Below are 22,042 nucleotides of genomic sequence, written 5' to 3'. Positions count from 1 at the left end.
CCTTCAAACACTACTTTCTTTTACTTTCCCACTGTGCCTTTGAGTCTTTTACTAATTCATCCCAAGTCATTTTGCCTGATAAATATTTTTGAATATTTGCACCTAAAACATTTTCGCCCCATGCTGTTGGATAACCCATAAATACCCATGGAGTTGTTTTTCCTGCTTCTATATATCTCTGTATTGCTTTTCCTAATGAATCTTGAGGCTTATAGTTTTCATATCCTTTTAATGCTGGTATAAAAAAGAATTTATTAACTACAAAATCTTTTCCTTTGTCTGATGTATATAGCCAATTCAAGAAATCTTTTGCTGCAGCTTTTGATTTGTCGCTCTGATTTTTATTTATAGCCCAATGCATTGGTATTCCAACTGGTATGCAATCTTCTTTTCCGCCTTGTATTGACATTGGTAATATATCTAAGTTATTTGCAACTTTTTCATCTATAGCTTTAACTCCACCATAAATCCAGTTACCCTGTTGAACAATAGCAACTCTTTCAATAGCTATTCCTTGGTCTACCTGTGTAGAATAGTCAACAGCATTTAATTTTTCTTTTGACTTTCCATTAGGTGAATAATTAGCTTGAAGATCTATAAGCTTTTTATATCCTTCACTATATTTAAAATCTACAGTTTTTGATTTATATGAATCTATTGAGCTTTTGAATTCTTGTCCTAATGCTGCATTAGAAGTATGAAGTCCTGTAACCCATTTTTCTTTTGCTGGGAATTCAAATACAGCTTCTAATTTAGGGAAGTCTTTCTTTAATGCACCTGATTTTATTTTTGAATCTATGGTCTTAACAGCTTCCTCTAATTTTGCATAACTATCTATTTTTGATCCATCAATACCAGCAGCCTGGAAAATTCTCTTATTATATATTAATCCATATCCTTCAACACTAAATGGGAGACCATATACTTTTCCATCCATAGTAACACCATCAAGCATTCCTGGTAATACTTTACCTACCCAAGGTTCATTTGTTAAATCTTCCAACTTGCCCTTCCAATCCTCTACATCCTGTGGTCCCCCAACGTTGAATATGGTTGGTTCTTTTCCTGATTTGAACTTAGCCTTTAGTGCTGCACCGTAGTCTTCTCCTCCACCAACAGTTTCTATGTTTATTTTTACATCTGGCTTTTCCTTCATGTATTCATTAGCAGCATTTTCAAGTTCTTTTGCTACCTCAACCTTAAATTGAAATATGTTTACTTCTGTCTTCCCATTTTTTTCGCTCTTATCATTGCTTGAAACCTCACTAGACTTTCCACATCCTGTCATTGTAAATGTAAGCATACTTGTCATTGCTAATGTTAATGCCAAAAGTTTTCTTCGTTTCATAAAAATCACACCTTTCAATTTATTTTAATTTAGATATTTGGAACCGTTTCCAAAATACTTAAATATATATTAAATCGGTTTGCAGGATTCCCCCTCAACCAATTTAGTATCCAATGTTATATGTTTGTTCTTTCCTTTTTTATTCATTAATGATAGTAACAACTCAACACTCATATTTGCCATTTTAGTTTTGGGTTGATATATAGTAGTGATAGATGGATTATAATATTTGCCCATTTCCATACCATCAAAACCCATAATAGAAATATCATCACCTATTCTATATCCACTATTTATAACCGCCTTGGCAGCACCTATGGCCATTATGTCTGAAATCGCAAATATAGCTGTTATGTCTTTTCTATTTTTTAATATATCTATAGTAGCATTATATGCCTTATCAAAACTGTAATCTCCTATTGCTACAAGTTCTTCATCATAACACAACCCATAATTATTTAAAGCTTGTCTGTAGCCATCTACTCTGAGCTTGCCAGCTCCTATATCCTCATAACTTCCTATTATAAGTAGAATTGTTCTATGTCCATTTTTAATAAGGTACTCAGTAGCTTTATAAGCTGACTTTTCATCTTCAATTCCTATAGATGAAAATTTATTAAAAGCTGTCTTTGAAATATTAGTTACTGAAGTAAGCACAACAGATACATCTAATCCCTTAAAATTGTCATCACTTATATCAGTAAAGTCTCCTCCCAAACATATAACTCCCTGTAACTTTTTTTCTTTTATAAAGGTTATCAAAGCGTTTACATCTTCTTTACTTTTTTGATCATAATATTGGAGTATCATAGTATAATTAGCTTGTTTTATTTTGTCGCTCATAATTTTAACCATCTCTGAAAAGAACGGATTATACACTCCTTTTACCAATATGCCTATACTCTTATCATTATTTTTCTTAAGAATTCTAGCACTATTATTAGGTATATAATTAGTCTGTTTAATAACTTCTAATATTCTTTCCCTAGTTTCATACTTTACATCAGGATGATTATTTATAACTCTAGATACCGTACTGACACTTACTTGTGATAACTTTGCTATATCCTTTATATCCATAAAAACTCCTCCATTTTCTCGGTACCGTTTCCAATTCTTTTTATAAAATAAAATGTTTTGTAATATATACCTCATATAATTTATATTAACTCTTTTGTTAAATATTTTCAATACATTTTAAAACTTTTTCTATTTTATAGGGTACCATTTTCGGGACAGTTAAGAAATTATTGAGGGACAGTTATCAACTTTTCACTAAAATGCTTGTATAAAAGATTAAAAGTTGATAAATGCCCCCTATTTTTAAATCGAAATAACTAATCTTTTTTATATAACTTCTTTACATCCTTTAATCCTTGTTCAATTTCAGATTTTGAAAAATTACATTTAATAAGTTTAGCCTCATCCCACTTATTAAGTTCTTCATAAAAGGATAATGCAGTTTCTAAATTTTTTTTGGTTTTCTGAAATCCTATAACTTCAAATAAAATATTTTCTGCTTCGTTAATTTTACCTTCACTTATATATTTTCTTATCATAAACTCTAACAATTGGTCTTCTGAAAGTTTGGTATCATAATTATCTATATCAATATCACTTTCCACAGTATCTTTTCCTGCAAAAAGAGCCACTGCCATTTTTGCTCCGCCTTTTATAAGTCTAATAATATAATCCTTTTCAAACATTTGTCCCCAAGTCCCTTCATTAATTTTTCAACATCATAAAAATTAACCCCCTTAACCCTTTTAATTATATTTTAAAAAAATCAAGGGGACATTTCAAGTCCTAGGAGTAACTATAAAAGTGACTTAAGTAACTTTTATAGTAATTCAATCGCAAGCACACTTACATTTTACTCTTTGAAATATTTTGCATAAGCATTTTGATTAAATATAATAATAAATGATTTTAAATATTCTAAAATTTACCATATTGAAATAATTTTATTTATATGTTAAAATATTTTCATAATTGTTAATATATTACATAAATGGCACACTAATATAAAATGAATAAAAAAATGTAACAATAGTGTGTTATTAAATTTATGATGAGGGGAGCAAAAGTATGGTTGAATCTAGTATTAAAACAAAAAAAGAAAATAAAAAAGGGTTAGGTGGCTTTTTGGATTGGGTAGAAAGGGTTGGTAATAGAATGCCTCATCCAGCCGCAATTTTTGTTATATTAAGTATTATAATAATATTTATATCTGATATTTGTGCAAGAACAGGGGTACATGTTCAGTTCACTATGGTGGATAAGGTTAATCTAGAAACAAAATTAACAGATGTTAAAGCAGTAAGTTTGCTTACAGCAGATGGTATAAGATATATCTTTACCAACGCAGTTAAAAACTTTACCTCTTTTGCACCATTAGGAACAGTGTTAGTTGCTATGCTTGGAGTAGGCATGGCAGAAGAAACTGGACTTATACAAGCCTTACTTAGAAAAACAGTAATGAGTACACCTAAACAACTAATAACGGCAATAGTTGTATTGCTTGGTGTTATGTCTAATATAGCATCAGATGCAGGATATATAGTTTTAATTCCGCTTGGTGCCTTGGTGTTTTTGGGTTTTGGAAGGCATCCAATTGCAGGTATGGCTGCAGCATTTGCAGGCGTATCTGGTGGATTTAGTGCAAATTTACTTATAGGAACCACAGATCCACTACTTGGAGGTATTACTACTGAAGCCGCTAAACTTATAGATGCAAGTTATAAGGTAGAGCCTACAGCAAATTGGTATTTTATGTTTGTTTCAACTTTTTTAATAACAGCTATAGGAACATTTGTAACAGATAAAATAGTAGAGCCTAGGCTTGGAGCTTATAAAAATGCATCATCTGAAGATATGACTCAATTAACTGATGAAGAAAAGAAAGGGTTAAAATATTCTGGTATAGGTTTTTTAATATTTTTAATTTTTATATTAGCATTAGTTGTACCATATAATGGTATACTTAGAGATGCTAATCATAAAATTATAGGGCATACTCCATTTATGGATGGAATTGTTCCAATTATATCATTATTCTTTTTTATACCAGGAGTTTTTTACGGAATTGCATCTGGCGGCATTAAAAATAATAAGGATGTTGCTAATTCACTAAGTAAGTCCATGAGTAAAATGGGAGGATATCTTGTTTTAGTATTCTTTGCATCTCAATTCGTAGCATATTTTGGTCATACAAATTTAGGTACTATATTAGCAGTAAAAGGAGCAGATTTCTTGAAATCTACAGGCTTAACTGGTATACCACTTATAATATTATTTATTTTAGTTTCTGCATTTATTAATTTATTTATGGGTTCAGCTTCAGCAAAATGGGCAATAATGGCACCAGTATTTGTTCCAATGTTTATGGCTATAGGGTTTTCACCTGAATTTACTCAAGCAGCTTTTAGAGTAGGAGATTCATGTACTAATATTATAACTCCTCTTATGTCATATTTTGCATTGATAGTTTCTTTTGCTGAGAAATATGATGAAGATGCCGGTATAGGTACGTTAATATCCACAATGTTACCATATTCAGTTCTATTTTTAATAGGATGGAGTTGTTTATTAATATTATGGTTTTGTCTAGGATTACCATTAGGACCTGGAGCAGGAATTTTTATGTAGCATAAATATAAGGTGGCTGTCTCAATGAACTGAGCTGCCCCCTATCAAATAGACAGATGAAAAAATGAAAAATTTTTATATCTCCAGCCATAAGTGTGTGGTTGGAGATATTTTTATGAAGACTTTTATCTAACGAAAAAAATCTTATCTGATTGTTTATCAAAAATATAAATAAGAATACTATCAAGTTTTATTCCACATAATCTCTCCTAAATATGTACTATTATTTCTTAAACTCTACTGTAACTTTAAATAAATCACCGTCAATATCAATTCTCATCTTACCGCCTTGTAATTCCACTATACTTTTTGCAATGGATAACCCTAAACCAGATCCTTCAGTGCTTCTAGCTTTATCCCCTCTTTTAAATCTTTCAAAAATCTCGCTAACATCAAAATTCATTTCATAGGAAGACATATTTTTTATAGTTATTATTACTTTTTCATCTTGTTCAATGAGATCAATATATACCCTTGAATTAGGTTGAGAATATTTCAGTGCATTGCCTATTAAGTTTTCAAATACTCTCCAAGTTCTTTTGCCGTCCAGATTTAAATGCACTTCTTCTACAGGAATATTAGTTTTAAAAATTAAAGAAGAACTAGTTATCTTGTTATCGAATTCTCCCAAAGCCTGCCTTAATAATGATGCAATATCAACTTTTTCAATATTAAGTTCAACAGCACCGCTTGAAACTTTAGAAGCTTCAAAAAGATCCTCTATAAGCACTTTAAGTCTTTGAGATTTTTGCTCTAAAACATCTATATACTTTTTTCTATCTTCCTGAGATATATCATCTTTTTTTAACAAACTTACATAATTTATTATGGAGGTTAGAGGTGTTTTGAGATCATGTGATACATTAGTTATAAGTTCAGTTTTGAATCTTTCACTCTTTATTTGACTTTCAACAGATTTTTTAAAGCTTTCCTTCATATTATTGATATTTTGAGATATCTTTATAAAATTGCTGTCTCCAGTCTCCTCTATAACATAATCTAAATCACCTGAAACTATAGCATCTGTTCCCTCTATTATTTTATTTAAGGCTGATACTTTTTTTAATGTATGTAGAGGAACAATCATAAAATAAATCACCCCATAGACAAATGAAAAAAATAAAGCCAGCTTGTTATTAGTAACCACTCCAATTATTCCAAGTATAAAGAACATCCCAAATAGAGCAGTAGCCACAAATAGTGAAATTTCCTTAAGCAAAGCTACTTTAACAGCAAATCCCTCATGAGTTAATAAAATAATTTGACCAGCTATGCTTCTCCCTAATTGTTCTGATAACTCTTCTTTATGAGTTAATAACCTGAAGGCAGAATGGATATTGACCATAAGGTATAGGCAATATATAGTCACCATGGTAAGTATTATGAATTGTCTAATATCAATAGGTTTATAAAAAAAGCTCACATTTTTTAAATAAATTAACATAATAAAGCTACATATTAGAAACATAAATGCTCTTAAATCCAATGGTATTTTTTCATATCTACCTTCTATATTTACATAGTTACTTTCATTCCTTAAACTTAACCATAAAAACACAAATAAGCATATTGCTATGACCAATGATATACTTCCTAAAATTACTTCTTTAATAACTCTTTCTCTTATAGAATTGTAATATATGTAATTTTTCTGCATTTGACTATATACTTCTGTAGTTTTAATAAATATGAAACTGCCTTCAAAATTATTTCTTTGAAACCAATTGTTAATACTCTGCAGTTCACCCATATTATCAGAAACCTTTGGAAACTTTTCAACATACATAGCATTATTATTTATATAGTCATCTACATTATTTAAATTTTTAATATTAGTATATATTTCACCACTGTTTTTATTTTTAATATAATACCTTAATGATTGTTTTGAATCCACTTGAGCCTTAACCTTATCATAGTATGAGTTAATTTTTGAAGTATCATTCTTGTCTTCTACCTTTTGTAAATCTTCTTTAATTTCAGTAGTTAAAATTTGAACATTCTCAAAATACTCTAATAAGTCTCCTTTGAAAGAATGACTTTTAAAATAAGGGTCCTTTTGAATAAACCCCTTATTTTTAATAATATCAAACCCTGAAAGCATTGCTATTCCAAACATATATATGCATATTATAAAAAGTAATTTATATACATATCTATTTTTCGATTTTGTAGCCAATCCCCCACACCACCTTCAGATATTCAGGTTCTTTAGGATTAATTTCAATCTTCTCTCTTAATCTTCTTATATGTACAGCTACTGTATTTTCGCCATTATAAAAAGGCTCATTCCACACTTTTGTGTAAATTTCTGCTATGGAAAAAACCCTTCCTTTATTCTCCATAAGCAGCTCCAATATCTTATATTCAGTAGGAGTTAAACTTACTTCTTCTCCATTTACATTTATTGTTTTTGTACCTTTATTCAAGCTGATGCCTCTTATTTGTATTTCATCTTCTTCCTTAAAGTGCCCAAAGTTTGTATATCTTCTTAATTGGGATTTCACTCTTGCTACAAGCTCTAATGGATTAAAAGGTTTGGTTACATAATCATCAGCACCTATGTTAAGCCCAAGTATTTTATCTGTATCTTCTGATTTGGCTGAAAGCATTATAATAGGAATATTTTTGCTTTCTCTAATCTTAAAGGTTGCCTTTATACCATCCATTTTTGGCATCATAATATCCATTATAATAAGATGAATTTCTTGCTTTTCTAGTGCTGCTAAAGCCTCTACCCCATCACAGGCTCCAATTACTCTAATTCCTTCATTTTTTAAATATATTTCAATTGATTCTCTTATTTCATTGTCATCATCAACTACTAAAACATTATATTCTTGCACTTCCCTCACTCCCTTTTAAACATTATACCATCTTCTAATTAGCTAGTCTAAATGCCTAATTATGTTAAAACTTCATGAAGAAACTAAAAGCATCTTTTGATATTCCATTTACGGTATCCCTATTTTTAATATTCCTAATATGATAAATTTTGTTTTTATAATCTCTCGCCTGATTATCACATATATAAGCATAATCATAGCTGCCTTCATTTACCCAGCCCATAAACACATAAGCATGACTTGGGACACCATTTTTATTTCCTAAGCTATCTGTTGTAAAAACTATATCTCCCGGATTTAAATTTTTATAATTATTATCTTTCTTCCAACCTCTATTTTTTAAAACATTTATAAGTTGAGTTGTATTGGCTGTTTCCTTTGCAACTGATATATCATTCTTTCTTAAAACTTCAGCCACAAAATAAACACATGCATTTGAAGAATTGTTGTCATTTAAAGCAATTGCATCTTTAAATACTTTCCTTTGATTTCTCCCACTTTTCATATATCTATATATTCTATTGGATATATCTGAATCCCCATGTTTAAACATTAGAGTTTTATTAATTACCATAATTGCTAAAATAGCTACCATTATAGTTGTTATTGTTAATCCCACTTTTTTCATTAGCTATCCCCATCCCTACAATGATTTCATATGTATAATTGTATAACATGGATTTTAAAAATTATTGTCTATATTTCTTACAAATGTACTAACAATTCTTACAAATTTCTTAAGACGTAAGTATTTTTCATAAAGATATTAATAGGGACGGTTAATATCTTTCTATTAAATTGCTTGCCTAAAAGCTTAAAAGTTGATACCTGTCCCCAACAAACCAATAAAAATAACACCGATGGTTTTAATTTAACCCATCGGTGTTGTTAATTTACGTATTTTACTTTTTTATACTTTCTACTTTTATATATTCAAATCTATACTTTTGACCTGTTGGATTTTCTTTCTCGGCTGGAACTTCTTCATTAAACATATCATAAGGTCTTGCAAAAACACCACAGGAACCATAAAGTGCTTTATATATAACTAATTTTTCTCTTGTTTCAGAATGAATGGCAATATCCAGCAATAAATATAGATCTCCCTTGAAATGCCTAAATATTTTCCCTTTATATTCCTCTAGGTTTCTTTCCATTATAGCCCTCCATATTTTTTTCTCTATTTTCCAGCTCTTCTTTAAGCTGAATTATTCTTTTATGTAATACTGGATGCATCAAATAAGGAGCTATTTCTGCCAATGGTTCTAGTACAAACATTCTATCCTGCATTCTTGGATGTGGAAGTAAAATTTCCTCATCTTCTGTTATTAAATCATCATAGAGAATAACATCTAAATCTATAGTTCTAGGTCCCCATTTTATTATTCTCTCTCTTTTTAACTCTTTTTCTATATTTAATAAAAATCTTACAAGTTCCTTTGGAGGCAATATAGTATCCACTTCAATAACTCCATTTAAAAACTTATCTTGGTCAAGATATCCCCAAGGTTCCGTGGTTATGAAAGATGATACTTTTTCGACCTTAGTATGCTTAGAAGCTTTAATTTTATCTATGGCATCCAAAAGATTTTTCTGCTTATCACCCATGTTAGAACCTAATGCTATAAATGCTCTACTTCTTTTTCTATATATCTCTACAGCTACATATTCTAAATGTCTTAAAATAGGTGCCCAAGGCTTTTTTAAATTTACCTTAACCCCTTTAACTAAAGGGTATTCCAATAAAATAAACTCTGCTATTTTTTCTGCCACAGTTTCTATTAAGTCATAGCTTTCCTTTTGTATTTCATTTTCTATTTTATGACATAGCTCTCCATAGTTTACAGATCTAGTTAAATCTCCAGTTAGTGCTGCTTCTCTGGTGGATATATCCAATTCTAAAGAAACTATAAATTTTTGTCCTAACACCTTTTCCTCTTGAAAAACTCCATGATTTGCAAATATTTCAAAGTCTTTTACTATTATCTTATCCAAAAATATCACCTATTTTCTTCTTATTATAGCATCAGTCATCATTGCTGCTCTTTTATTTTCCAATACATCATGTACTCTTACAAAATCACAATTTTTCATAATTCCTATAACTGTAGTTGCCACAGTTCCTTCCACTCTTTCATTTGAAGGTAAATTTAAGGCATTGCCTATCATAGATTTTCTTGAAGTTCCTAAAAGAACTGGATAACCTAACTCTGATAATCTTTCTAAGTTATTCATAGCTTCAAGATTTTGTTCATAAGTTTTTGCAAAACCTATGCCTGGATCCAAAATTATATTTTCTTTTTTAACCCCTGCCCTTAATGCTATGTCTACAGATTCCTGTAAATCTTTAAGCATATCCTCAATAAAATTTTTATATTCAGTATTATCTCTATTGTGCATTAAACAACAAGATACATCATACTTTGCAGCTACCTCAGCAATATATGGATCTTTCTTAAATCCCCAGACATCATTAATAAGGTTTGCTCCAGCCTCTATTGAAAGCTCAGCTACTTTTCCCTTATATGTATCTATAGAAATAGGTATATCAAAATGCTTTCTAAGCTCTTTTATTATAGGAATTACCCTGTTTATTTCCTCTTCTTCACTTACTGGGGTATGATTTGGCCTTGTGGATTCCCCTCCAACATCAATTATATCTGCTCCGTCATCTATCATCTCTTTTGCATGCTGCACTGCTCTTTCTAAATCATTAAACTTCCCGCCATCTGAAAAGGAATCTGGAGTTACATTTAATATTCCCATTATGTAAGTTCTTTCACCAAACTTAAATTCTTTATTTCCTATTTTCATTTTGCCGCCTCCTGCCTAATATAATATGTTAAAGTTTTTCTTATCCTTATTCCAATTGCATTTTTGCTCTGCACCACAAGTAAAACATTTTCTTGAAAGCTTGTCACTTTTATATATTATAAAATTTAATTCTCCTTCTCCATGTTTTCTATGAGAAAGTATAGCCTGCAATATCAAATTTTCTTCATACTCAGAAAACCCTGCCTCCCTCAATAGTTCCTTGGCTAGAATTTCGCTTGCTTCTTCATGAGGAATACCTTTTTCATATTCCATCCATCTTCCTATGTCATGTAAAATAGCTATGGCATATATAACTTCCTTAGAATAATTTAATCCTTTTTCTAAGCAAATTATATAAGCAATTCTAGCCACATCTAAAAAATGATCTATATCATGTTTGCAAAACTCTCTGTCCATTTCACATTCATTATTCTTCTTAAGATATTCTTTGTATTTTTCACTGTTAAGTATTTTATTAACTTTGTATAAATTATTGTCCATATCTACTCCTTGTTGCTTACTTTACAGGTAATATTTCAGTCCAATATCCATCAGGATCAGCTATAAAATAAAGACCCATTTCTTTGTTTTCATAGCATATGCATCCCATATCCTTATGTTTTTTATAGGCACCATTAAAATCATCAGTTTTTACTGCCATGTGGATTTCATTATCTCCTAAATTATAAGGTTCTTTTCTATCCCTAAGCCATGTAAGCTCAATCATATGTTCAGCTTCACTACCTTTTAGAAAGGCTAAAATAAAGCTGCCATCTGATGAATGATGTCTTTTTACTTCCTGAAAACCAAGAGCTTCCTTATAAAAATTAACACTTCTCTCCAAATCCAATACATTAATATTATTGTGATCAAATTTAAACTTCATTTAAAACACCTCACCACTTAAATTATTTATATTAATTGTAACATATAATAAAAGGTTGTTATATTAATTTTCTGAATTGAATTTTTATTAAACTTGTCCACAAAACTTATTTATAATATAATCAATGCAGGCGGTGATGTTATTGGGTAAAGAGAAATTTAAAAGTCTTGGTAAAAACTATTTGGGTGTAGATATGGTCTACAATGAGACTAAGACAAATAAAATTTATGATGAAATTTCAAATCTTCTCCTGAAAGAAATTGCTGTAGGCGATTTAGGAGTTTCTAAAGGAAAATATTTATTAAAAAAAATCTATGAACTGTATGATGAGGGTAACAAAGAATTTGAACAGTATGCTTCATGTAAAAAGGGCTGTTCACATTGCTGCTGTCTTTATGTGGACTGTACTGCGGTAGAAGCTGAGTTAATAAGGGAGTATGTAGAAAATAATTTTACTGAAGAAGAAAAAGATGTTTTTAAAGATAAAATAGATAAAATACTACCATTGCTGCCTACTAGCAGTGAAATAAATGAAAATTCAGCTCATGCTCTAAATTATCTAAAAGAAAAAATTCCATGCGCTTTTTTATGTGAAGAAGGGACTTGTCTTATATATCCTGTAAGAACATTTAACTGTAGAAAATTTTTAACTATTACACCTAATGAAGAGTGTGCCAATGGTACTCATGTGGTAAAACTTAATCCATCTATTAATAATATTGGCATGTACAGCATAAGTATGTTGTCTATGAATATAACTAGATATAAAAAACTTAGTGTACCAAACGGCAGTGAATTTAAAGCTTTATATAAAGGCATACCTTCTTGGTTTAAAGATGGATTTAAAGAAATATATAGAAATAAGGAGTAATTAGAATTACTCCTTAAAACTCATCTTTATTATTAACTGTCCCCTATTCTTACTATTTTTATATTTCTATTCTTCTCCACAGAGAAACAAAAGCCTTTTCCATCTTCTGTCTATCTCTTCTTGAACTTCAGCAATTGTATTTATTCCTTCTTTTGATTTGAATAGGTGTTTAAACCTACCCTGAGGTTTTAGCCACTCCTCTACTGGTAGTTTTTGCTTTGGCTTATAATTTAATTTGTATTCTCCATTAACTACTTCATAAAGCGGCCAATAACAGGTTTCCACTGCTAACTTTATTAAATCCAATTCTGATTGGGTATCACATCTCCAACCTCTTGAACATGGTGTCAGTACATTTATAAACTTTGCTCCATAAAATTCATTTATAGCTCTATTTGCTTTATTATAAAGATCCATCATATATTTATTCCCTGGCATTACAGGAACAGTTTGGGCCACAAAGGGAAGATTATGTGCTGCCATTATAGAAGTCAAGTCTTTGCCAAATTGGGGTTTACCAAGGGATTCCTTCCCCTGTGGTGTAGTTGTAGTATCAGCTCCTGCTGGTGTAGCTGAGGATCTTTGAATTCCTGTATTCATATAAGCTCCATTATTATAGCAAACATAGAGCATATCATGTCCTCTTTCCATAGCACCAGACAATGATTGCAGCCCTATATCATAAGTACCGCCATCTCCGCCAAAGGCTACAAATTTATATTTCTCATTAACCGTCCCTCTCTCTTTCATAGCTCTGTATGAAGATTCCACACCACTTAAAGTGGCAGCTGCATTTTCAAAAGCCGTATGAATATAGGAATCTGTCCATGCAGAATAAGGATATAAAGTTGTTGAAACTTCAAGACATCCTGTAGCATTACATACAACTGCTTTATGTTCTGGCTTTATAGCCTTCATAACCCATTTCACTACCATTGGGGCTCCGCAGCCTGCACACATCCTATGTCCGCTAGTTATTCTGTCAGGAATGTTAGTTAATTCTTTTAATGTTGCCATGTAATCCACCCCCTATTCTCTTACAGATAAGTAATTATATTTTTTATAATTACCTGTAGTATCCAATGCATTCTGTAACACATCATATACTTCTTCCAAATCTTCGACCCTAACGTCTCTTCCACCTAATCCATAAATATAACTAATTAATATCTTGTCATTTAATTTTCCATACAAAGAAGCACAAGTATCCGTAAATAATGGTCCTCCATTTCCTGACATTCCCTCTGCTTTATCCATTACAGCTATTGCTTTTACATTTTTTAATACCTCAGCTATTTCCTCACCTGGGAATGGCCTAAATAATCTAATTTTCAGAACTCCTGCTTTAATTCCTTTTTCCCTTAAATCATCTGCAGCCTTTTTAGCTGTTCCTGCTGATGAACCTATAATTATCATAGCAATGTCTGCATCATCTAACCTATATTCTTCAAACAATCCATATTTTCTTCCTGTTAATTCTTCATATTCCTTAGCAACTTTAAGTGTAACTTCTTTAGCATTCAATACTCCTTGAAGTTGCTGTCTTTTCATTTCTATACTAAAATTAGTTAGAACCATTGGTCCCATAGCTATGTTTTTATCTCCTAACAATCCACTATTGGCTCTTTTATTTGGGCCAACAAAGTCTCTAACCACTTCATCTTCCATTAAAAATACATTTTCTACAGAATGACTTGTAATAAATCCATCATAACAAACCATGGTTGGAATCATAACTTCTTCATTTTCTGCTATTTTCACTCCTTGAATAAAATTATCATAAGCCTCTTGAACATTTTCAGAATATAATTGTATCCAGCCTGTATCCCTTGCCCCCATGGAATCTGAATGATCATTGTGTATGTTAAGTGGTGGTGACATAGACCTATTTACCAAAGCTACTACTATAGGGCACCTATCCCCCGCCGCTATATGAAGCATCTCCCACATAAGGGCCAATCCATTAGCAGAAGTTGCTGTCATAACTCTTCCTCCAGCAGCAGAAGCTCCTATGCAAGCACTCATAGCACTGTGTTCAGATTCTACTGGCACAAATTTTGTTGTGCATTTTCCATTTGCTACAAAGGATGAAAAATATTGTGGTACCTCTGTAGATGGAGTTATTGGGAATGCCGCTACCACATCTGGATTTATTTGCATCATTGCTGTGGCAACTGCCTCATTACCACTTAAACTTCTTCTTAACTGCTCTGCTTTTACCATACCTGTTTCTCCCTCCTATTCTTCGGCTATAAGCTCTAGTGCTTCAAATTTACATTGATCCACACAAACTCCACAGCCCTTACAGTGGTCATAGTCAAACTCTATTACTTTTCCGTCCTTTGCCATTATAGACATATCAGGACAAACTGCCCAGCAAAATAAGCAATGCTTACATTTGTCCTTGTACCATATAGGTCTCATTGCTCTCCAATCACCAGTTTTAAAATCTGCTGCATTTCCTGCATCTAAAATTGCGCCGCCTCTGGGAAGATCCTGCCATGTTGTATCTGAGTTTACATTCATTCTCTTACTCAAGTCCTTTCACCTCCTGCAATCCTCTTTTCAATGCTTCTATGTTTTTAGGAATAACATTTGGTTTTGTAGCAAATTTATGTTTGAATGATTTTTCCATATCCTTTATAAACTCTTCTTTATCCATTATTCCAAGTATTTTTACTATAGCCGCTAACATTGGAGTGTTAGGAAAATTTGCTCCTAAAGTCTGTTCCGAAATGGTTCTAGCATCTATAGTATATAACTTACCTTCATATCCTCTTAATTCTTTTCTAATTTCTTCTGGGCTTTTTTTAGTATTAATAACTATAGCCCCGTCCCTCTTTAATCCAGCTGTACAATCTACAGTTTTTAATAAAGTTTCGTCGACAACCATAACATAATCAGGTTCATAAATGTTACTGTGGACCCTTAGCGGATAATTTGCCATTCTATTGTAAGCAGTTATAGGAGCTCCCATTCTTTCCGGACCGTATTCTGGAAAACCTTGAATATACATTCCAGTGTTGAAAGCAACTTCTGCTAAAAGCAATGAAGCTGTTTTCGCCCCTTGTCCTCCTCTGCCATGCCAACGAATTTCAATTAATTTCTTCTCCATATATTTCCCTCCTCATTTTCACAACTACTACCTTCCTACCATAAAGCTACTCTTAGCTATCATATAATTTAGCGCCACTTATTCATCCATTTATATAGGTGATATTAGTGGCGCTATTTAATCTATTGCTTATACCTGTACATTAGAATCTTCTTTTTTGCTCCAATTCCAAGGCTTTTTCCTTATAGTCCTATCTGTAAATGGAATAAATATTGATACTATAACTGATACTAAAAGTAGTTGCTGATACCATAGCAGCGGTATTACCTGGAATGGAGTAACAGTTCCTTTAGTAAAACTTAATAAAGTTAACATTTGTGCGCCATAGGGAATAATTCCTTGCATTATACATGAGAAAACATCCAGTATTGAGGCACTTCGTCTAGGATCTACTTTGTATTTATTACACATTTCCTTGGCAATAGGCCCATTTATAATTATAGCCACTGTATTGTTAGCCACTGCTGCATCTGTGAGGGATACAAGAGCTGCAATGCCAAATTCTGCAGATTTTCTGCCTTTTATCATTTTTTGAATCTTATCTAGTAAGAATTGTATTCCTCCAGCTTTTGTAATCATATTGGCAAGTCCACCGGTAAACATGGATAAAAGGAAAATATCTATCATACTTAGGAATCCATTAAATATCTCTTGAGTGAATGATAATATAGTTAAATCTCCATAGGATATCCCTATTACACCTGCAAGTATTATTCCTACGGTCAGCACTACAAACACATTCATGCCTGCTAAAGATAAAATTAATACAAAAAGATATGGTATAACTTTTATTATGCTATAATCATAGGTTTGCATAACTGGAGCTACTCCAGGGCGACCAAATATCAACAATAAAATTATAGTTATTATAGCTGCTGGTGCTGCCATATATATATTTACATTGAATTTATCCTTCATTTCGCAGCCCTGAGTTCTTGTAGCCGCAATTGTGGTATCAGATATTACAGACAAGTTATCTCCAAACATAGCTCCACCCATTACTGCTGCTAAAGTAAAAGGCATGGATAAGCCTGATTTTTGAGCAAGTCCTACAGCGATAGGTCCTACAGCTACTATGGTTCCAACAGATGTTCCAGTGGATATAGATATGAAACAGGATATTATAAATAATCCTACAGTTATATATTGAGCTGGTATATAAGTAAGCCCTAGATTTACTGTAGAATCTACTCCTCCCATGGCCTTTGCTACAGATGCAAAAGCACCAGCTAATAAGTAAATTGTACACATTATAATTATATCTTGATTACCACAGCCCTCAATTAGTGCATTAAATTTTTCTTCTATACTGCCTTTTAGTATAAAAAACGCACTAATAATTCCACAAAATATAGCTACTGGTGCAGGAAGTTGATAAAAGGCCATCTCAACTCCTTGAGCTTGCAATATTAATCCGCTTCCCAGGTAGATAGCTACAAATATCAAAAAAGGTATTAAGGCCTTCCCATTTGAAATTTTCGATTTATCCTCCATAATTTTATCCCCCCCTATTATTTAAATGGCTATTTTTATATTCCCCTTAACCTGTGAAGATATATTTATTTTTAATAACCATGGCGCCATGTAATTATATTACTGATTAATTTTTATATGATATGAAGTTACTTTATTATTAAATCTAAAGCTCCTTTCAAATCTTCAATTATATCTTCAGCTGTTTCAAGTCCAACGGATAATCTAACTAAGCCATCACTAATGCCTGCTTCTGCTCTTTCCTCAGGAGTGTATGGTGAATGAGTCATTGACGCTGGGTGCTGAATTAATGTTTCTGTATCCCCTAGACTTACTGCTAAACTAGCTAGTTTCACATTGTTCATAACTATTCTTCCTTCTTCAACTCCACCTTTTAGTTCAAAAGAAATCATAGCTCCTGGAAGTTTCATCTGCTTTTTAGCTAATTTATAGTATTCAAAGCTTTCAAGTCCTGGATAATATACCTTTTTAACTGCTGGATGGGATTCTAAGAACCTAGCTACCTTCATTGCATTTTCTGAATGTTTCTCCATTCTAACTTCTAAAGTTTTCATACCTCTTATAACTAGATAAGCATCAAATGGACTTATAACTGCTCCAGTCATATCTTTTAATCCAAATAATTTAACCTGATTTATAAAATCCCTTTTACCTATAGCAAATCCTGCAAGCACGTCACCATGTCCATTTAGATATTTAGTTGCAGAATGAACAACTACATCTGCTCCAAATTCCAAAGGTCTTTGTATATATGGAGTGCTAAATGTATTGTCTACAAAAACCATACATCCCTCAACACTATGAGCTATTTTAGAAATCCCTTCAATGTCTGTAACTTTTAAAGTTGGATTTGCTGGAGTTTCTAAGTAAACAACTTTAGTGTTAGGTCTCATAGCATTTTTAACCTGCTCTAAATTAGATATATCTACAAAAGTAACATCTACTCCAAACCTAGTTAAGCCATGGTTTAATAGTGAAAATGTACAGCCATAAAGTGTATCTGACGCAATCACATGATCTCCTGCTTTTAAGGCTGTCCATAGTGCTGCTGATATAGCTCCCATACCTGAAGATGTTGCAACAGCTGCTTCTCCCCCTTCTAATAAAGCTATTTTTTCTTCAGCTTCATTGCTAGTTGGATTTCCAAGTCTTGTGTATATATACCCCCCTTCTTCTAATGCAAATCTTCTTCCACCTTGTTCTGCTGAATCAAATATAAATGTTGAAGTCTGATATATAGGTGTGGCAAGTGAACCATATTGTGCATCCTTTTTATGTCCTCCATGTATAGCCTTTGTCCCAAATCCCATATTAGTCATGTGTTCTTTATTCATAATAACAATCCCCCTAAATAATTTATTATTTTTTATGTTTAAATATTCCTATTACAGTAATTATATTTAGCATTTTTCATGCCAAATACTATGCAAATACTAAGCAATGCTGGCCAAATACTGGGACAGTCATTCAAAACAAATACTGGGGACGGTTATTCAAAATATGGAGAAAGCATATGTAAACATTTGCAGCCATATTGTGAGCATAAGTGGAAATATTTCTTTACACTTGTAAACTATACCTTACGTTTTATTCCATACTTATTTAATTTATTCATTATTGTAGTATGGGACACTCCTAAAGCTTTTGCAGTTTTTCTAAAAGTTTTATTTTTCTTAAGTGATTTTATTATTGCTTCCTTTTCAGCCATATCCACTACTTCTTTTAGCGTTAATTCTCCTTCTTTATCAATATCATTTATTACTTTTGGTGGTTCATAAATATCTATCATTAAATGATCTTTCCCTAATAGGTCTCGGGTACATAAGTTCATAGCTCTCTCTATTACATTTTGAAGTTCTCTCACATTTCCTGGCCAATTGTATTTTAGAAGTTCATTGATAAATTCTAATTCTGCACCTAAAATATTTTTATTTAATTTCTTATTTAACTTGCCTATAAAATGAGTAACTAAAATTGGTATGTCCTCTAAATGATCTCTTAATGGCGGTATACATATTGGTATTACATTTAATCTATAGTATAGATCTTCTCTAAATTCACCCTTTTGAATCATATCCTCTAAATTTTTATTTGTAGCGCAAATTATTCTCACATCTACCTTCTCTTCCTTATTACTTCCTATTTTCCTAATGGTTCCCTCTTGCAATACCCTTAAAAGCTTGGCCTGTAATAATAATGGCAGTTCTCCAACTTCATCTAAAAATAATGTACCCTCATGTGCTTCTTTAAAAAGTCCTTCTTTAGTGGAAACTGCTCCAGTAAAGCTTCCTTTTTCATAACCAAATAATTCACTTTCGATTAAATTTTCTGGCAATGCAGCACAATTTATAGGGACAAATTTTTTATCTCTTCTTCCACTAAGATTATAAATTGCCTTAGCAAATAATTCCTTACCAGTACCGCTTTCTCCTCTTAATATAACTGTGGAATTACTTTTAGCTACTGCCCTAACCATTCCTTTTACTTTCTCAATGGCTGCACTGTTTCCTATAATTTCTTTAAAGGCTCCATTGTCTGTGGTGGATACTACATTAGCAATTTCTATAGCCTTTTTCATGTCTCTTATAGAAGCTACTGCCCCTATATTATTGTTATTATCATCCTTTACAGGTCTTCCTGTAGTTAAATAATGGCTTTTACCTCTATTACTTTCTATATTAACTTCCATGTTGTCATAGTTATCTCCGCTTTTTAGAAGTTTTACCATTGGAGCATCCTTTATTATATTTCTTACATCTTTTCCGAGTACATCTTCTTTGGTGTAATGGAATATTTCCTCGCAGTAACTGTTAAATATCTCAATTTTCAGATTCTTATTTATATATATTATCCCATCATCTACAGAATCAATAATTGCTAGCAATTTTCTTTCATATTTTTCATATTCCAAAAGCTCAATGTCTTTTATTGTAACCACTCCACCTATACTATAAAGACTATTTTTTAATGATATTTTTTCTTTTTCCCCTATGTCCTGTATTTTCACACAAACTTTTTTAGGAAATACCTCTAAAGATATAATATTTATATTTAATCTATAAATTTTATCTAGTATTTCCGAGGTTATCCCTATTCTATCTTTAGTTATTATTTCAAATCTGAAATAGCCTTTCCCCATACTTCCTCCTATTTTTAAAAATATAGCATATGTTGCCTTGATTTTAAGACCTCATATGCTTCGTCATATCTCTCCTAATACAATTATACCATATTTTCCCTTCTGTAGAAGACAATATAGGGACAGTTAATAACTTTTCCTCAAAATACTTGTCTAAGTAGAGGTAGTTATCAAATAAAAAATTTAGGGACATTTATCAATTTTTATAGAAATAATATAATTGATAAATGTCCCTATATAAATTATTAACCGTCCCCTTTAAGCTTTTTAAGCTAATAAGTTAATGAAAAGACCCCCAAAAATCACCCTTGGTATCTATAATATTCATTATCTCTGTATAAGGTATTTTAAATGTGGGAAATCCTGCAACATAAGGTGCAATATCATAGGGATAAAAATAAATATACAGAGCATATTCTTTTACATAAAAAGGCTGATCCTCCTTTATCCCTTTATAGGCATCAGGAAATACATAAGAATATTCCTTATTATTCTTTATTTGTTCCCCTATGATTTCACTTATTACTTTTACATAGTCGCTGCCCTGTTTAAATAAATCCTTTAACTGATAAAATGTTCCACTTACCAGGTCTATATGAGGATAAATTTCGCTAGGCATACCATGAGCTGCACCAAAATGATACTCATAACCATAGAGTTTTAAAACCAGCAATTGCTTTTTGAAAAACTCTACAGAAAAATCTCCTACATAATTATAATCAAGGTTTGCATTGCTATCTATAGGTTTAACTTTTGAAAGTTCTTTTAGCTTTTCATTTGCCTTCTTTTCTTCTGCTTTGCCTTCCATACCCTGGAGTTCTGGATAATATACTAAATAATCTCTATTAGGTTTATATTTTTCTTCTATAACACTATACTGATTATTAAGAGGTATAATTTTATTTTGCTCCCAAATAACTTTTCCATCTCTAGTTAAATAGGATATTCTAAAGTCCACATAAGCCTTAATTAAATCTCCCTCTAAGTCTAAAGTTCCACTACCTTTTACTATAGGCAAGTTTTTTACTATATTTCCACTTTTATCAATGAAGAATGTATTTTTATCATCATTAGCAGAAGCTAAGCCATTTTTATAATTTGAAACATTATAATAAATAAAGTCTGTAAGGATATTTCCATTCATGTCCCCAATAGCATATTTAGAACCTCTATAAGGTTTTTCTGCATCAATGATTTTTCCAATAGCCACCATGTTTTCACCTAGAGGTTTTATCTCATTATACTGAGGCTTTAAAATATAATTACCTTTTTTATCTATAATCCCATATTGATTTGTATAATCTTCGGAAATATTAACCACAGCTCTTCCTTGAACAAAGGGCTGAGCAGCTGTATATTGCGGGGGTATAACTACTACTCCTTTTTCGTCAATGTAGCCATACTTATCCTTTGCATTTTTTTGAAAGGCTAAAAGCCCATCGCTTAAATCCCCTACAAAAGCGTAATTATACTTATTTATTAACTGTCCCCCCGTTATCTATATATCCCCATTTTGTTCCCTCAACAGTTTTAATAGCTGCAGGATATAAATTGGATGATCTTGTCTTTAACTTTACCAAAATTTCTTCTTTTAATTTAGCTAAATCCTCTTTACTTGGATAGTCATAACCTAAGCTCATTGCCATGTTAACAGATTTTAAAGCTTCATAGAACATTCCTGCCTTTAGCTGTGCATCCGCGAGATAATACCAATAAAAGGTCGCTTTTGGCATTTGTTTTACTTTTTCTTCATAATATGCTGCTACCTTTTTAAAGTAATAATGATATACCTCAGGGTATGGGACTAAACTTCCATCCTTCCATCTATATACCTGAACCTTATATGCCTCCCCTGTATCATGAACCCATAATGCTATTTCA

20 protein-coding genes and 1 pseudogene are annotated in these 22,042 nt (G+C 31.7%); 2 read left to right on the top strand and 19 right to left on the bottom strand.

What is annotated here, in order from left to right; all coding sequences use genetic code 11:
* Nucleotides 1–10: 10 nt before the first annotated feature.
* From CLLI_RS10980 to CLLI_RS10970, 3 genes are all read right to left on the bottom strand, one after another.
* A complete protein-coding gene (locus tag CLLI_RS10980) occupies nt 11–1,348 on the bottom strand; it encodes an ABC transporter substrate-binding protein (RefSeq protein WP_106064254.1) in 1,338 nt (445 codons plus the stop codon).
* A gap of 69 nt (nt 1,349–1,417) precedes the next feature.
* On the bottom strand, nt 1,418–2,428 hold the full coding sequence (locus tag CLLI_RS10975; RefSeq protein ID WP_106064253.1) for a LacI family DNA-binding transcriptional regulator: 1,011 nt from the start codon (nt 2,426–2,428) through the stop codon (nt 1,418–1,420).
* A gap of 257 nt (nt 2,429–2,685) precedes the next feature.
* A complete protein-coding gene (locus CLLI_RS10970; protein WP_106064252.1) occupies nt 2,686–3,054 on the bottom strand; it encodes a DUF6483 family protein in 369 nt (122 codons plus the stop codon).
* Nucleotides 3,055–3,436: 382 nt separating this feature from the next.
* Between CLLI_RS10970 and CLLI_RS10965 the strand changes: the two genes are divergently transcribed.
* Nucleotides 3,437–4,996: an AbgT family transporter gene (locus tag CLLI_RS10965; protein WP_106064251.1), complete on the top strand. Its 1,560-nt coding sequence runs from the start codon at nt 3,437–3,439 to the stop codon at nt 4,994–4,996.
* Nucleotides 4,997–5,219: 223 nt separating this feature from the next.
* On the opposite strand, the gene CLLI_RS10960 is transcribed toward CLLI_RS10965, so the two are convergent.
* The 8 genes from CLLI_RS10960 to CLLI_RS10925 all read right to left on the bottom strand — a co-directional run bounded on the left by CLLI_RS10960 (nt 5,220) and on the right by CLLI_RS10925 (nt 11,542).
* Nucleotides 5,220–7,175 (bottom strand): sensor histidine kinase, encoded by a 1,956-nt coding sequence (locus CLLI_RS10960; RefSeq protein WP_242975587.1) that lies wholly within the window; start codon nt 7,173–7,175, stop codon nt 5,220–5,222.
* Nucleotides 7,153–7,842, bottom strand: a complete 690-nt coding sequence (locus tag CLLI_RS10955) for a response regulator transcription factor (protein WP_106064250.1) — start codon at nt 7,840–7,842, stop codon at nt 7,153–7,155. Before CLLI_RS10955 ends, CLLI_RS10960 begins: the two co-directional genes overlap by 23 nt.
* A 64-nt stretch (nt 7,843–7,906) precedes the next feature.
* Nucleotides 7,907–8,470 (bottom strand): hypothetical protein, encoded by a 564-nt coding sequence (locus CLLI_RS10950; RefSeq protein WP_106064249.1) that lies wholly within the window; start codon nt 8,468–8,470, stop codon nt 7,907–7,909.
* A gap of 274 nt (nt 8,471–8,744) precedes the next feature.
* A complete protein-coding gene (locus CLLI_RS10945; protein ID WP_106064248.1) occupies nt 8,745–8,999 on the bottom strand; it encodes a DUF1653 domain-containing protein in 255 nt (84 codons plus the stop codon).
* Nucleotides 8,974–9,837: a 2-amino-4-hydroxy-6-hydroxymethyldihydropteridine diphosphokinase gene (gene folK / locus CLLI_RS10940; RefSeq protein ID WP_106064260.1), complete on the bottom strand. Its 864-nt coding sequence runs from the start codon at nt 9,835–9,837 to the stop codon at nt 8,974–8,976. Before folK ends, CLLI_RS10945 begins: the two co-directional genes overlap by 26 nt.
* Before the next feature lie 9 nt (nt 9,838–9,846).
* Nucleotides 9,847–10,656 carry a dihydropteroate synthase gene (folP, locus tag CLLI_RS10935; protein WP_106064247.1) on the bottom strand — a complete coding sequence of 270 codons (810 nt, stop codon included), beginning with the start codon at nt 10,654–10,656 and terminating at the stop codon, nt 9,847–9,849.
* A gap of 15 nt (nt 10,657–10,671) precedes the next feature.
* Nucleotides 10,672–11,157 (bottom strand): HD domain-containing protein, encoded by a 486-nt coding sequence (locus tag CLLI_RS10930; RefSeq protein ID WP_106064246.1) that lies wholly within the window; start codon nt 11,155–11,157, stop codon nt 10,672–10,674.
* A gap of 16 nt (nt 11,158–11,173) precedes the next feature.
* Nucleotides 11,174–11,542 (bottom strand): VOC family protein, encoded by a 369-nt coding sequence (locus tag CLLI_RS10925; protein ID WP_106064245.1) that lies wholly within the window; start codon nt 11,540–11,542, stop codon nt 11,174–11,176.
* 142 nt (nt 11,543–11,684) lie between these two features.
* Between CLLI_RS10925 and CLLI_RS10920 the strand changes: the two genes are divergently transcribed.
* A complete protein-coding gene (locus CLLI_RS10920) occupies nt 11,685–12,413 on the top strand; it encodes a hypothetical protein (protein ID WP_106064244.1) in 729 nt (242 codons plus the stop codon).
* A 66-nt stretch (nt 12,414–12,479) separates the two neighbouring features.
* Here the strand turns inward: CLLI_RS10920 and CLLI_RS10915 are convergent, their stop codons facing one another.
* From CLLI_RS10915 to CLLI_RS10880, 8 genes and pseudogenes are all read right to left on the bottom strand, one after another.
* Nucleotides 12,480–13,430 carry a thiamine pyrophosphate-dependent enzyme gene (locus CLLI_RS10915; RefSeq protein ID WP_106064243.1) on the bottom strand — a complete coding sequence of 317 codons (951 nt, stop codon included), beginning with the start codon at nt 13,428–13,430 and terminating at the stop codon, nt 12,480–12,482.
* A gap of 12 nt (nt 13,431–13,442) precedes the next feature.
* Complete coding sequence (locus CLLI_RS10910) at nt 13,443–14,636, bottom strand: transketolase C-terminal domain-containing protein (RefSeq protein WP_106064242.1); 1,194 nt, start codon at nt 14,634–14,636, stop codon at nt 13,443–13,445.
* A gap of 15 nt (nt 14,637–14,651) precedes the next feature.
* Complete coding sequence (locus tag CLLI_RS10905; protein WP_106064241.1) at nt 14,652–14,951, bottom strand: 4Fe-4S binding protein; 300 nt, start codon at nt 14,949–14,951, stop codon at nt 14,652–14,654.
* On the bottom strand, nt 14,944–15,528 hold the full coding sequence (locus CLLI_RS10900; protein WP_106064240.1) for a 2-oxoacid:acceptor oxidoreductase family protein: 585 nt from the start codon (nt 15,526–15,528) through the stop codon (nt 14,944–14,946). Before CLLI_RS10900 ends, CLLI_RS10905 begins: the two co-directional genes overlap by 8 nt.
* 129 nt (nt 15,529–15,657) lie before the next feature.
* Entirely contained in the window at nt 15,658–17,022 is a 1,365-nt protein-coding gene (locus tag CLLI_RS10895) for a Na+/H+ antiporter NhaC family protein (RefSeq protein WP_106064239.1), read from the bottom strand.
* Nucleotides 17,023–17,150: 128 nt separating this feature from the next.
* Nucleotides 17,151–18,356: a methionine gamma-lyase gene (megL, locus tag CLLI_RS10890; RefSeq protein ID WP_106064238.1), complete on the bottom strand. Its 1,206-nt coding sequence runs from the start codon at nt 18,354–18,356 to the stop codon at nt 17,151–17,153.
* Between the two features lie 239 nt (nt 18,357–18,595).
* Nucleotides 18,596–20,161, bottom strand: coding sequence for a sigma 54-interacting transcriptional regulator (locus CLLI_RS10885; protein ID WP_106064237.1), 1,566 nt, complete (start codon nt 20,159–20,161; stop codon nt 18,596–18,598).
* Nucleotides 20,162–20,441: 280 nt separating this feature from the next.
* A pseudogene (locus CLLI_RS10880) lies at nt 20,442–22,041 on the bottom strand (WG repeat-containing protein); the annotation flags it as partial.
* Between the last annotated feature and the right edge of the window lies 1 nt (nt 22,042).

This window comes from Clostridium liquoris (genome assembly GCF_002995785.1).
Lineage (GTDB): Bacteria > Bacillota > Clostridia > Clostridiales > Clostridiaceae > Clostridium_AO > Clostridium_AO liquoris.
Note: the sequence above shows the minus strand (reverse complement) of the source record. Positions and strands in the feature narration are given on the sequence as shown.

Coding starts and splice junctions, on each gene's coding strand:
- CLLI_RS10945 (WP_106064248.1), bottom strand. CDS start 8,999: ATGGAAAGAAACCTAGAGGAATATAAAGGGAAAATATTTAGGCATTTC.
- megL (WP_106064238.1), bottom strand. CDS start 18,356: ATGAATAAAGAACACATGACTAATATGGGATTTGGGACAAAGGCTATA.
- CLLI_RS10925 (WP_106064245.1), bottom strand. CDS start 11,542: ATGAAGTTTAAATTTGATCACAATAATATTAATGTATTGGATTTGGAG.
- CLLI_RS10915 (WP_106064243.1), bottom strand. CDS start 13,430: ATGGCAACATTAAAAGAATTAACTAACATTCCTGACAGAATAACTAGC.
- CLLI_RS10930 (WP_106064246.1), bottom strand. CDS start 11,157: ATGGACAATAATTTATACAAAGTTAATAAAATACTTAACAGTGAAAAA.
- CLLI_RS10970 (WP_106064252.1), bottom strand. CDS start 3,054: ATGTTTGAAAAGGATTATATTATTAGACTTATAAAAGGCGGAGCAAAA.
- CLLI_RS10965 (WP_106064251.1), top strand. CDS start 3,437: ATGGTTGAATCTAGTATTAAAACAAAAAAAGAAAATAAAAAAGGGTTA.
- folP (WP_106064247.1), bottom strand. CDS start 10,656: ATGAAAATAGGAAATAAAGAATTTAAGTTTGGTGAAAGAACTTACATA.
- CLLI_RS10975 (WP_106064253.1), bottom strand. CDS start 2,428: ATGGATATAAAGGATATAGCAAAGTTATCACAAGTAAGTGTCAGTACG.
- CLLI_RS10950 (WP_106064249.1), bottom strand. CDS start 8,470: ATGAAAAAAGTGGGATTAACAATAACAACTATAATGGTAGCTATTTTA.
- CLLI_RS10980 (WP_106064254.1), bottom strand. CDS start 1,348: ATGAAACGAAGAAAACTTTTGGCATTAACATTAGCAATGACAAGTATG.
- CLLI_RS10895 (WP_106064239.1), bottom strand. CDS start 17,022: ATGGAGGATAAATCGAAAATTTCAAATGGGAAGGCCTTAATACCTTTT.
- CLLI_RS10900 (WP_106064240.1), bottom strand. CDS start 15,528: ATGGAGAAGAAATTAATTGAAATTCGTTGGCATGGCAGAGGAGGACAA.
- CLLI_RS10885 (WP_106064237.1), bottom strand. CDS start 20,161: ATGGGGAAAGGCTATTTCAGATTTGAAATAATAACTAAAGATAGAATA.
- CLLI_RS10910 (WP_106064242.1), bottom strand. CDS start 14,636: ATGGTAAAAGCAGAGCAGTTAAGAAGAAGTTTAAGTGGTAATGAGGCA.